General features: G+C 47.0%; 12 protein-coding genes and 1 riboswitch. Of the genes, 8 read left to right on the top strand and 4 right to left on the bottom strand.

Features of this window, described 5'->3' with window-relative positions; genetic code table 11:
• Window positions 1-648: metal-dependent hydrolase (locus AZ66_RS21245; protein ID WP_231586983.1), on the top strand; the 648-nt coding region annotated here is incomplete at its 5' end.
• A 162-nt stretch (window positions 649-810) separates the two neighbouring features.
• Here the strand turns inward: AZ66_RS21245 and AZ66_RS21240 are convergent.
• Window positions 811-1,689 carry an AraC family transcriptional regulator gene (locus tag AZ66_RS21240; RefSeq protein WP_021260334.1) on the bottom strand — a complete coding sequence of 293 codons (879 nt, stop codon included), beginning with the start codon at window positions 1,687-1,689 and terminating at the stop codon, window positions 811-813.
• Window positions 1,690-1,900: 211 nt separating this feature from the next.
• On the opposite strand from AZ66_RS21240, the gene AZ66_RS21235 reads away from it, so the two are divergent.
• On the top strand, window positions 1,901-4,111 hold the full coding sequence (locus tag AZ66_RS21235; protein ID WP_044356650.1) for a GH92 family glycosyl hydrolase: 2,211 nt from the start codon (window positions 1,901-1,903) through the stop codon (window positions 4,109-4,111).
• A gap of 107 nt (window positions 4,112-4,218) precedes the next feature.
• Here AZ66_RS21235 and AZ66_RS21230 read toward each other — a convergent pair whose 3' ends face one another.
• The gene (locus AZ66_RS21230) at window positions 4,219-4,860 is read right to left on the bottom strand and encodes a DUF1232 domain-containing protein (RefSeq protein ID WP_044356649.1); all 642 of its coding nucleotides are present in this window, start codon (window positions 4,858-4,860) and stop codon (window positions 4,219-4,221) included.
• A gap of 361 nt (window positions 4,861-5,221) precedes the next feature.
• Here AZ66_RS21230 and AZ66_RS33875 point away from each other — a divergent pair, with 361 nt between their 5' ends.
• Together AZ66_RS33875 and ytaF are read left to right on the top strand one after the other, a co-directional pair.
• The gene (locus AZ66_RS33875; RefSeq protein ID WP_044356648.1) at window positions 5,222-5,434 is read left to right on the top strand and encodes a DUF3973 domain-containing protein; all 213 of its coding nucleotides are present in this window, start codon (window positions 5,222-5,224) and stop codon (window positions 5,432-5,434) included.
• A 75-nt stretch (window positions 5,435-5,509) separates the two neighbouring features.
• Window positions 5,510-6,151, top strand: a complete 642-nt coding sequence (gene ytaF / locus AZ66_RS21220) for a sporulation membrane protein YtaF (protein ID WP_021260338.1) — start codon at window positions 5,510-5,512, stop codon at window positions 6,149-6,151.
• 118 nt (window positions 6,152-6,269) lie between these two features.
• Here the strand turns inward: ytaF and AZ66_RS21215 are convergent, their stop codons facing one another.
• Window positions 6,270-7,190 carry a DMT family transporter gene (locus tag AZ66_RS21215; protein WP_021260339.1) on the bottom strand — a complete coding sequence of 307 codons (921 nt, stop codon included), beginning with the start codon at window positions 7,188-7,190 and terminating at the stop codon, window positions 6,270-6,272.
• Between the two features lie 103 nt (window positions 7,191-7,293).
• A riboswitch (FMN riboswitch) is annotated at window positions 7,294-7,474 on the bottom strand.
• A gap of 238 nt (window positions 7,475-7,712) precedes the next feature.
• Between AZ66_RS21215 and AZ66_RS21210 the strand changes: the two genes are divergently transcribed.
• From AZ66_RS21210 to AZ66_RS21195, 4 genes are all read left to right on the top strand, one after another.
• Entirely contained in the window at window positions 7,713-8,894 is a 1,182-nt protein-coding gene (locus AZ66_RS21210; RefSeq protein WP_044356647.1) for a GNAT family N-acetyltransferase, read from the top strand.
• A 153-nt stretch (window positions 8,895-9,047) separates the two neighbouring features.
• Complete coding sequence (locus AZ66_RS21205) at window positions 9,048-9,359, top strand: hypothetical protein (RefSeq protein ID WP_021255013.1); 312 nt, start codon at window positions 9,048-9,050, stop codon at window positions 9,357-9,359.
• Window positions 9,360-9,478: 119 nt separating this feature from the next.
• Complete coding sequence (gene pdaA, locus AZ66_RS21200) at window positions 9,479-10,261, top strand: delta-lactam-biosynthetic de-N-acetylase (RefSeq protein WP_021260341.1); 783 nt, start codon at window positions 9,479-9,481, stop codon at window positions 10,259-10,261.
• A 185-nt stretch (window positions 10,262-10,446) separates the two neighbouring features.
• Window positions 10,447-11,376 carry a DMT family transporter gene (locus AZ66_RS21195; protein ID WP_044356646.1) on the top strand — a complete coding sequence of 310 codons (930 nt, stop codon included), beginning with the start codon at window positions 10,447-10,449 and terminating at the stop codon, window positions 11,374-11,376.
• A gap of 118 nt (window positions 11,377-11,494) precedes the next feature.
• On the opposite strand, the gene AZ66_RS21190 is transcribed toward AZ66_RS21195, so the two are convergent.
• Window positions 11,495-11,688: lactonase family protein (locus tag AZ66_RS21190; protein ID WP_044356645.1), on the bottom strand; the 194-nt coding region annotated here is incomplete at its 5' end.

Here is an 11,688-nt window from a genome sequence, read left to right as displayed (position 1 = left end):
TATATGAAAGGTTCAACACACCTTAGTATCGGTGTGGCTATCGGAGCCGCAGCTGCGGCGCATTACCCGTTCTCCATCCAGAATGCGTCCATCTACCTCGCAGTTGCTGCGTTATCTGCGCTGAGCGCGGATCTTGATGGCCCAAGCATACTGAGCAGACGAATTGGCAAGGCTGCCAAACGGGTACATACTCTATTGATGTGGCTTGGCGTATGCTGTGCTGCAGGTGCCATCTATCAATATGGAGCGAGCGGTACGTTAAGCAAAGAGGCCATCGTTCTTACGATTGTCGTGCTTCTGCTCGGATTTGTAGCGAAGGAAGGATTAATTCGCAACATCATTGTCAGCTGTGTCGGTGGGAGCATGCTCATAGGCGGCATCCTGCTCGGCTGGAACTGGCTCATCGGACTGGGCGTATTCGTTGCCTGGGTACCATGGCTGAATCATCGGGGATTATCCCACACCATCTGGGCTGCTCTATTATGGGGAGCTATTGGCTGGGGATTAGAACAACACTTGGAGCTTGAAGGAATTGCACTCGTATCCTTACTTGGCTACGGTTCCCATCTCATTGCAGATACCTTAACCCCTCGTGGTGTGAAGTGGTTCTATCCACTATATAAGCGGTCGATTAAGCTGCGTCTGTAATGGCGCTGTCTCTTGAGACGATCAAACCATACCGTGATCATGTCAATGATGTGATGTCACATGCAACTATGTTAATAGACATCCATAACATTCATCAGTAACTAGGCAAGGAGCCTCTAAGCGATTGTACAATAGTACTTATCGCGGTAGAGGCTCCTTTTCTCATGATTTTAGTAATGCGATATGATTTTGTTGACGGTACTTCGTTGGACTCGTCTCCATTCGATTCTGGAATACCCGATTGAAGGTCGGATATGAACGGAACCCTGCCTCAAATCCTATTTCCGTTATCTTCATATCCGTACTGATTAACAAGTTGCATGCATGTGCCACTCGTATCCGCTCTAAGAAGGAGTAGTAGTTCTCTCCGACCATTTGCTTGAAGGCCGTACTTATATAGGACGAACTGTAATTATACTTTTGCGCTAAGAACTCGAGCGTTATCTCTTCTTTGAAATTTTGGTATACATAGTAGACAACCTCCCACATTCCCCTTCGCAAATGATCCTCGCCAGTATGGGCGCCTTCATGAAGGTGGGAGATACGATATCGGTCGAACCACACGAATAGCTCGGTAAGCTTCGCAAGATAGATCATACGGCTCCAAGGTTTATGCTCCTGCATTTCCTCAAACATGTCTTGAAGCAGCAGATGAGTGCGCTCAGCGGTGCTTGGATCCAGATGGTATGTCGTATTGCTGTCGCCCTCTGCCCCTTTGAGCAAGCTGTGAAGAGCAAGCAGAGATTCTCCAGCCCCAAAGAAGGCCTTCAGTCCGATTGCCCCTACGTACAGCTTCAGTTCCTCTCCTTCCCGTATATCCAACTCGTGAACCTGATGTGGGAATACAAGGGTAAAGGTTCCTGGAGTGAGCTCCTTCTCTACCCCATTGATTAGCTCCTTGCCCGAACCCTCTATGACGTATGTAAACTCAATAAAATGATGCACATGTGCGGGAACTGATGCTTCAAGATGATGGATCTTCAATGTGAACGGAAAGTCTCCGTATATCTCCTCATCCCCCTGTAAATTGTATGGATACATCCGCTCACCACCTCTTATCTCTTCGATTGATTGTTATAATTATTGTATCATAAAAATTGAGAGTTTTTTTAAATTAATGATAGGAGATAAAAATGATTATGTCATATAATACATTATGTAAGTCATATTTGATATAACATTTCATAAGTTGTGTCTGATGGGAGTATAAATTGCTCCTCCTGCGCAACTGTCTACAAAGGAGCGAACACCGATGAGCTTGCTATCTCACGTAAACCCACTACAAGGTACGGATTCGATATATCCTTATTCCAACGGGAACACATTGCCGCTTATTTCCCTGCCATTTGCCATGAATGCATGGAGTCCACAGACGACTGAAGCTGGTGGCGGCTGGTTCTTCAACCCGAATCACAATCGATTTGAAGGCATTCGTCTTACCCACCAGCCGAGCCCATGGATTGGAGATTACGGACATATGACATTTATGCCGCAATCCGGACCATTGAAGGCTTGGGCACCTGAGCGTTCCTCCTCTTTCCGCAGACAGGACATGATCGTGCGTCCTGACTATTTCAAGGTTCGGATGCTGCGCTATCAGGCTACATTGGAATTGACGCCAACGACGCGCTGCGCAAGCATGCGTCTGACCTTTGACCGTCCTGAGCAGTCTCGTCTTGTCCTGTCTCCATTCCCTGGTGAATCTTCGATGAAGATTGATCCGAAGAACGGTACATTGACAGGCTACACGACGGCTAAGGCTGGAGGAACCCCTGACAATTATCGCATGTACTTCGTTGTGAAGTTCGACTGCCCAATCGATGCAGATGCAAGCGGATTGACGAACCATGAATCCAAGCCAGTTGCTGGCTTGTCTGGTACAGATGAGCGCCTCGGTGCATATGTGGGACTGCACGTGCCAGCCAACCGTGTTGTTCACGTTCAGGTCAGTACTTCTTTCATCAGTGAAGAGCAGGCCTTCATCAACCTGAATCGCGAAATCGGCGAGCGCAGCTTCGATGAAGTACAGAAGCTGGCTGCAGATGTATGGGAGAAGCAGCTAGGCGTCATTCAGGTCGAGAGTGATGACAAGGACAAGCTGGATACGTTCTATACTTGTCTGTATCGGACTTCCCTGTTCCCACATCAAATCCATGAATATGATGCGAATGATCAGCAAATCCACTTCAGCCCGTACAATGGGAAGATTGAAGATGGCCCGCTCTTCGCAGATATTGGATTCTGGGATACGTACCGTACGTCGTTCCCGCTGTATAACCTGCTCTATCCGTCCTTCATGAATGAAATGATGCAGGGCTGGGTGAATGCTTATAAGGAAGGCGGATGGATGCCAAAATGGGCTTCCCCAGGTGAACGCAGCATGATGCCTGGTACGTTGATCGACGTCAGCTTCGCAGACTCCGTAGCCAAAGGCGTTACTGGTTTTGATGTTGCCACTGCCTTCGAAGGTTTGTTGAAGCATGCGATGACTGTAGCGGATGATCATCGTGTAGGACGTAAAGGAATGCAGGAGTACTTGAAGCACGGCTTCTTACCTGCTGACATTCATACCCATGAGAGTGTCTGCAATACACTGGATTATGTGTACGGTGACTTCTGTATTGCACAAATTGCGAAGCATCTGGGACGCGATGCGGAGTATGCGCAATTGATGGAACGTGCCCGCAACTACAAACACCTGTATGACCCAACAATCGGTTTCATGCGCGGCAAACTGGAAGACGGTAGCTGGCTGGAGCCATTCGACGCAACAGAATGGGGCGGTCCTTATACAGAAGGCGGAGCATGGCAGAGCAGCTGGGCTGTGCAGCATGATCTTCTTGGATTGGCAGACCTGATTGGCGGACGCGAGAAGTTGAAGGAGCGACTGGATGCCTTGTTCGCAGCAGATCCAGAATTCAAGGTGGGATCCTATGGCTTTGAAATTCATGAAATGTCGGAGATGGCTGCGATTGACTTCGGTCAGTTCGCGATCAGCAACCAGCCTAGCTTCCATATTCCATATGTGTATACTGCACTTGGGTACCCAACCTTAACTCAATATTGGGTGCGCAAGACGATGGACGAACTGTTCAGTGCGCAGCCTGACGGCTTGCCTGGCGATGAGGATAACGGCAGCTTGGCAGCTTGGTATGTATTCGGTGCAATGGGCATCTTCCCTCTTACACCAGGGGTACCTCAATACGTACTGGGAACACCAATGTTCAAGAAGATGACGGTCAACCTGGACAACGGCAAACAGATTGTCATTGAGGCGCCGAACAACTCTTCGGAGACGAAATATGTTGCAGGTGTACAAGTAAATGGCGAGCACGTATCCAACCTGTATATTGATCACGAGCAGCTGAAGAATGGGGCTTCGTTGTCCTTCAAGATGTCAGAAGAACCACAGCATCAGCAATATGAGGATGCGACCCTGCCATATGCAATGTCAAGAGCATAAGGATGTCATATCATCTCGAACGTGATTAAGCTCGTTGCGTAGACATTAACGAACAAGATTGAAACAAGAATAGGGGTGCTCCGGTCAACATCCGACCTGGAACACCCCTATTTCTCTACAATGCGCTCTGCAGCCTGAAGAGCCGCCAGTCTCTCCATCGCCAACTGCACTGCCATCACATCATCAATATATCCAATGGGGAACAGATAGTCTGGAATAATGTCTGCCGATAAAATGAAATACAGCAGTGCGCTCCCTAATACCGCACGTTCTTCTACTGTTGCTTGTTCGCTGCAATATTGGGTGTACGTATCATTCAATTGATCGATAAATGGACCCCATCCGCTTACTTCCTTCACCTTGGCATGGAAATTGTCGCGAATCATTCGATCTCCTTCATTGGTTTGCGCGTATTGCTCGTATTTATCCAGTTCTAGACGTACATGCTCCTTCGTGAATGGATAATCAAGCAGCTGTATGGACTTGAGTATGAATTGAAGGCTATCCTCCTGCAATTCATCTCCAATCGGTACCACTGGTACCGTGCTCAGCTTGCCAAATTCAACACCAACCGCCTCCATGAGCTGTTCAACGGGAATCGATAAATGCTTGGAAAATGTGGTTAGATGGTGTATCTTGGCGGGCTGCTTCCCGTTAATAATTCGAGAAATCGTAGCGGTATCCATTCCAGTCCGCTCCCCCAATTTGCGCATGGAGAGCGAATGCTCCTTCATCGATTTTTTCAACATGTCACCGAGTGGGTTGCTCTGTCCGATGGTTATCCCCCCTTGTCACAGTCACATTCTACTGCCCATTCTCGCTCTCATTATGACATGTATATGCACAAGTTCGCCTAGCTTACCCCATAAATTTGACATCATGGTATGGCCAAGCAAACAAGAAAGGCCACTCACGTAGACAAATAAGCATTGCAACCAACACATCTTCCACAGCATAGGTTGATTCTTTTCACATGGCAATCGGCTGCTGTTGATTTTTTTTCAACATTTCGGCGATTCCGGTTCACAACTCTCAACATCGTGACATATGATACCTCAACAGTGCTGCAAGCGGCACCAGATTATACCCACAATAAGGAGTTGAACAGCTATGTATTACTGCCTGCAATGTTCCAAAGTCCATCATGAGGATGGCACATCGGTAGTATTTCGGAATGTGTTCTATGTAGATGAGATGAGCAAACGCAAATTCCAGCTTGGAGATTGTCATTCGAAATCCCCCCTGCCCTATTCAGCAGGAAGTGAGCATCAGCTAGTGTTCGCGCCTCCAAGGGAAACTGTGCTGCAGCTGCTTCACGACTGACAGGACGGCAAATGACATTCAATAAACATACATTTATAAACTTCGAATCAAGGGAAATCAAGGGAGAGATTCATCATGCAATGGATTATGATTCTAGGATTAGCAGTCGCTTCGAGTATAGATAATTTAGGGGTGGGAATATCGTACGGCATACGGAAGATACGAATTGGAGTGCTTTCGAATCTATTCATTTCGCTCATCTGCTTCATTTTCAGTATGGCCGGTCTCATGTTCGGTCAATGGATATCGCAGGTTCTTCCTGGTATACTGCCTACCTTGCTTGCCGCATTCATCCTGCTTATTGTCGGCATCCGCATTGTTCTACTGACCTCTCACCATGGCAGCTCGACGGAGACCGCAGCAGTAGAAGCAAGCAGTGAAGCTAATTCAAGTTCTTCACTAGAGCGAATGCTGCAGAGACCAGAGGAAGCGGATAAGGATAAATCGGGGACGATTAACTTATGGGAAGCAGCTGTGCTTGGCGTCGCACTATCTGCCAATGCGTTAACAAATGGCCTGAGTGCTGGACTTATCGGATTATCACCGCTCGCCATATCTCTAACCGCAGCGATCGGCAGTTTTGTCACATTGTGGCTGGGTGCCATGCTTGGGCAGAAGATGGCCAACATTCGCATAGGACGCTATACAGTAGGACAATTCAGCACGGTGTTAAGCGGAGCTATCATCATTCTTGTCGCTATTAATTCCTTCTTCTAACCTAACTTAAGAGACCCTGTCAGCCATGCGCTCAAGGCATAGCAGACAGGGTCTCTTGTCATTTATGAAAGACGATTGACAGCAACTTCATTAAGAATCATTGCACTGCCACCGCCGATTAATTTTGTCTTGATACCATATACAACGCAATCCAGATGAGAACGAAGCCTGAAATTTGCGCTGCAGTGACCGCCTGATGGAACACGAACCAGTTCATCATCATCCCTACCAATGGGAATGACAACTCGGCTAGAGTCGCATACGAGGCCTTGGTAGTGGATAGACCGCGATAATACAGCAAGAGACTAACCAACCCTGGAAGAAGAGCCTGCAAGAAGATGTAGAACGACAGTGTTCCCCATTCTGATGATGCGAAATTCCAGCTTGGTGACTCCCATGATGTCAGCACGATGAGCAGAGGGAGTGCCATTAAAAATCGCAGCGATGTGACCGTCTCATATTCCATTTTGTCGAGAAGCAACCGTCCCATAACTGTGGAACCGCCCCATAGGAATGCTGCTCCAAGTGCCAATAGACTGCTGAAGCCAATGACTTCATTGTAATGCCCAATTGGCAAAGACCATCCAAAAGTCAATAAATACGTACCGATAATAGCAAGAATAAGAAGTAGCGAGAAGCGACGCGGGAGCGTCTCCTTCAACAACAGCCGCGCTAAAATAATTGCAAAGACTGGTTGCAGCTTCTGCAGCAGCAGTACGCCATTTGCATCACCATGTGCAAATGCTTCGGTAAACATAATGGTCGCGATTACTGAGCCGCCCCATGACAGGAACAGCAATGCCAGTACATGCTTCCATGTGCAGTTGCGCAGCTCTTTCCGGTGCATCCATAACACCGGGATCGCGTACAAGGCGAGCATCAGATGCTCAATCAATACAATTTGGGTCGAAGTCATAGACTCCATGACCCATACCCGGAACAGTGGGCCAATCCCCCACAGTGCCGCTCCCATCGCAACGAACCATACTCCTCTTGCGGAGCTGCTCATGCGTGTGTCGGCCTGGATACGATGTTCCATATTCAATAACCTCCAAGGTTGTTGAATATAGGATCTAGACATGCAGAAGAGAAAAATTCGCATAAGACCTATTGTTGTATGCAGTTGTACCAAACAACGTGTGCGAGATCTTCTTCCATCCGGACTATACCGTCGGCCTTGGCTTCTCACCAAGTCAGTCGCTGTTCTTCCGTTCGATGCTTACATGTTACAAGTAACCGAGTAAGCGAACAACGAGTCGCGGGCTCGGGCGCAGCTGCACCCATACCGCCGGTCAGGAATTTCACCCTGCCCTGAAGATCCATATTCAATCCACATAGTAGCATGCTGTTGCGTCCTTGACATGCCCTGACTTCATTATATCTAGATTTTCAAATTGAGCAATATGACATTTCGCATTTTCATGAAAGTTTTCATCATTTGCATAAATTACCATCCCAACTTTTCAATCGTACCTTCTTCATTCAATCGTTGCATCCCTATCTATTTCATCTACAATAGATCATATACTGCTGCTTAATCATTTATTGAGGGGGATTGTCAATGTCAATTGTCCGTTTGAGCAAGGAACAGTTTACTGAAGCCATATCGCTATCCGAGTATGCTTTCCAGTACAGCGTTGATCCTGAAGACTATGATAACTATTTGCATAAGTTGGGGAAACATGAGATTTTTGGTGTGTACGATGAAGGCAAGCTCGCTGCGAAGCTTCATATCCTTCCTTTTCACATCTATATCGGCCAGAATAAGCTGAAGATGGGTGGAATCGGTGGGGTTGCCACCTATCCTGAATTTCGACGCAAAGGATATGCCAAGCAATTGCTGCACCACTCACTGCGCGTGATGCAGGCCGCTGGAACTTCTATATCCATGCTCTATCCTTTCTCCATCCCCTTCTATCGCAAAGCAGGCTGGGAAGTATTCAGCGACCGCATGACTTGCCAATTTACCCGTCATGATCTAATTCCATTGAATCCTGAACTTACAGGCGTTGTTCGCCGTTATACCAAGGATACGCATTCTACTGATATTGAAACGGTATATGACGCATGGTCATCGCAGCATTCAGGTATGGTCGTTCGCGATCACGAATGGTGGCTTGCTCACTATCATAATCGCACCGCGGCGGTGTACTATGGCGAGCATTCGCAGCCTCAAGGGTATATGTTGTATGAGATACAAAATAATGCTATGCATGTACATGAATTCATGTGCGTTACAAGGGAGTCTAGACAGGGGCTATGGAATTATATTTGCCAGCATGATTCTATGGTAGAGCAAGTAAATATGCGTCTTTGTGAGAATGAGCGCCTGTTTTTCGCCTTGAACCTTCCACGAATTGTGCGTACGATACAACCTTTTGTCATGGCACGAATTGTAGATATCACATTATTTCTACAGCAATATACGTTTGCACCTGCACCTGTACACCCTCCCCTCTCTCTATACATAAGTGATGACCAGGCTCCGTGGAATAATGTAGTCATTCATTTTGAAAACGGGCAAGCTGCTATTCACTCTCAAGATAGGAAGCAGGTTCTTACCACTGACAACACGAACAACACCCTATCCATGAACATTAGAGCACTCACAACCATGCTGCTTGGCTATCAGCGACCATGTGAATTGTTCGATAACGGATTTATTGCGGGTTCCATCAACAGTATTGAAACTCTAGAGCAGTTCGTTCCCCGACTTCATCCGTATATATCCGACGCTTTCTAAGCTAAGCGAAGTAAGTATGAACATCCATCTCCAATTGGCATTACAGTACGATCAGTTGCAACGTCTCTCCCTCTCAATTGAGCAAAGGATTGAGAATCACAATTCATCTTCGTTATAATAAGCTGTATGAATCTATGTAAGGGAGTTTTTGCAATGACGCGTAGTGCAGTAGAACAACAAATTATCGACAATTATGAGCGTGATGAGCAAATGATGATTCTTATCTTTGCACAATGGTGTGTGAACCATGATCTTGATCCAGCCGAGCTCTATCATCGCGCATACCCGAAGCAGGGCGACAACTATCGATTGCAGCAGGCAATTGATCTTACGGTTCCGAAGGAGGAGGCCGGACCGATCCCTGACGACACTTTGTTCGCCGTGCTGTCCATGTACAACAACGAAGATCTTGCCTTCGTCGTCTCAGAAGAGTTGGAGAAGATGAAGCAGTCTAACAACAAATAAGGATTACTTGCATTCGGCTTAAGAATGCATAGGTATCAGTGCGTATAAGTTTACTGCAAATATGGAATAGTAAGCCATGATTGACCGATTCTAACCTACATCAAGGAGTATATTTGCATATGAAACGCATTCTGATTGCCACTGCTCTCCTCTGCTTGCTTGCCGCAAGCATTCAGCCAGCCGCATACGCCGGACAGCGTCCCGCATTTCACTTTGGATTCAAAAAAAGTGTGAACGGCAAGCTTCCTTCGATTGACGAGGAAGGCTTCAAACCGACGATTGAGAAGCATGGAGCTATTTTTCTCGGTGATACGAACAAAAAAATGATTTACTTAACCTTCGATAACGGATATGAAAATGGATACACGGCTCAAATTCTGGATACGTTGAAGGCGAAGAAGGTTCCAGCCATCTTTTTCGTTACCGGACATTATGTAAATACACAACCAGATTTACTGAAGCGAATGATTAATGAGGGACATCTAATCGGCAATCATTCGTGGAGTCATCCGGATATGACTACCATATCGGATGAGCAGATTCGAACCGAACTGGATAAGGTCAAACAGGCAGTAACAGCTGTGACGGGCAAGCAGGAAATGCCTTATCTGCGACCACCTCGTGGTATCTTCAATGAACGGACTCTGGCCATCACGAAGAATATGGGGTACACCAATGTATTCTGGTCCGTGGCTTACTTGGATTGGGATGTCAATGCCCAACGAGGAACGAGCTATGCATATGATAAGGTTGTAAAGCAGCTTCATCCTGGAGCGGTCATTCTGCTCCACTCCATATCGAAGGATAATGCCGGGGCCCTTGGCGCCATTATTGATGGTGCACGTCAACAAGGATATGAATTTGCCAGCCTCGATCAACTCAACGTACAGCAATCCAAATAGGAACAATCATTACTTGTTCAACACAAGCTGATGATGCGCAATTAAGGGCTGGGGACGGTCATTCGTCCCACAGTCCTTTTTTTAGGTTGATAATCATGATTTTTATTTCAAGTTGGGGGCAGTTGGTGTATACTAGCACATTGTGAGATTACCAATTCATTCATATACCGAGGTGTCTTCTGCTCATGTCATCAAGAAAATCATCGCATCTGTATGCCCTGCTCATCGTAGGTATGATCGCAATCTCTTTCTCGGCCATTTTTGTGAAATGGTCAACTGCCCCCGCCGCTGTCATTGGCATGTATCGTCTCCTCATAACGAATATCGTGCTTCTGCCATGGGCGTGGACATATCGATCCGAATGGAGCTCTGTCCAGCGCAATGATTGGCTGCGCCTGTCCCTGTCAGGCTTCTTTCTGGGTTTGCACTTTCTCCTCTGGATGGAGTCGCTGCGCTATACGACTGTAGCGAGCTCGACCGTTCTGCTTGCCTTGGAACCCATTCTTGTGATGGCCGGATCATTCTGGATTTTCAAACAACGAACGACGAGAAATTCATTCATTGGTGTCGGGATTGCACTATGCGGCATGCTGCTCATTGGCTGGGGTGATATGGCCATTTCCGGGAGAGCGTTATATGGAGACATTTTATCTATCCTGGGTACGATTTCGGTCGTCCTCCACATGCTGCTAGGTCAGGATCTGCGACAGCGCGTCTCGTCTTACGTATATAACTTTACCGTTTTTCTCGTAGCTGGTCTGGCGTTGGCTGTTTACAACCTTTCTGCAGGCTACTCCTTTATTGGATATGAAGCAAGAGAATGGCTCTTATTCGCATTAATGGCAGTCATCCCTACCGTGCTTGGACATATGCTGTTCAACTGGTTGTTGAAGTACATCAGTGCCACATCGATCTCGATGAGCGTGCTCGGCGAGCCTGTAGGCGCTATCATTCTCGCGTGGCTTCTATTAGGAGAATCATTAACAACTACTCAATTTATTGCCTGTGTGCTGCTCATTGCTGGGGTATGGATATTCCTCATGAGTGAACGACGGGCGAACCACTCCACTCCAGCTGCAGCAATGGACGCGAACACGACTCATTCGGTACCCTAATCAACTACATTGCATTCAATCGTATCATTCAACTGTTAATGACAAAAAAGCCGACACTCGCAGATGCGAATATCGGCTTCTTCTATCCTTACTGGTCAATCTGAACGCTAGAGAGAAATTACTTCTTGACATACACCGGCTTCACACATACCGGCTTAGACACCTCAACGGACTGCCCTGTACTCGTGAGCTTGCCAGTCGATTTATCTACACGGAATACGACAATATTGTTCGCATCTCGATTAGCAGCCAGCAAATACGCTCCTCCAGGTGTCAATGCAAAGTGACGGGGATGACCACCCTCTGTTGAAA

Source organism: Paenibacillus sp. E194 (assembly GCF_000935845.1).
GTDB classification, from domain to species: domain Bacteria; phylum Bacillota; class Bacilli; order Paenibacillales; family Paenibacillaceae; genus Paenibacillus_B; species Paenibacillus_B alvei_B.
Note: the sequence above shows the minus strand (reverse complement) of the source record. Positions and strands in the feature narration are given on the sequence as shown.

What these genes read in the sequence shown, in the direction of transcription:
- pdaA (WP_021260341.1), top strand. Translation starts at nt 9,479, where the DNA reads ATGAAACGCATTCTGATTGCCACTGCTCTCCTCTGCTTGCTTGCCGCA.
- AZ66_RS21240 (WP_021260334.1), bottom strand. Translation starts at nt 1,689, where the DNA reads ATGTATCCATACAATTTACAGGGGGATGAGGAGATATACGGAGACTTT.
- AZ66_RS21210 (WP_044356647.1), top strand. Translation starts at nt 7,713, where the DNA reads ATGTCAATTGTCCGTTTGAGCAAGGAACAGTTTACTGAAGCCATATCG.
- AZ66_RS33875 (WP_044356648.1), top strand. Translation starts at nt 5,222, where the DNA reads ATGTATTACTGCCTGCAATGTTCCAAAGTCCATCATGAGGATGGCACA.
- AZ66_RS21205 (WP_021255013.1), top strand. Translation starts at nt 9,048, where the DNA reads ATGACGCGTAGTGCAGTAGAACAACAAATTATCGACAATTATGAGCGT.
- AZ66_RS21195 (WP_044356646.1), top strand. Translation starts at nt 10,447, where the DNA reads ATGTCATCAAGAAAATCATCGCATCTGTATGCCCTGCTCATCGTAGGT.
- AZ66_RS21235 (WP_044356650.1), top strand. Translation starts at nt 1,901, where the DNA reads ATGAGCTTGCTATCTCACGTAAACCCACTACAAGGTACGGATTCGATA.
- ytaF (WP_021260338.1), top strand. Translation starts at nt 5,510, where the DNA reads ATGCAATGGATTATGATTCTAGGATTAGCAGTCGCTTCGAGTATAGAT.
- AZ66_RS21215 (WP_021260339.1), bottom strand. Translation starts at nt 7,190, where the DNA reads ATGGAACATCGTATCCAGGCCGACACACGCATGAGCAGCTCCGCAAGA.
- AZ66_RS21230 (WP_044356649.1), bottom strand. Translation starts at nt 4,860, where the DNA reads ATGTTGAAAAAATCGATGAAGGAGCATTCGCTCTCCATGCGCAAATTG.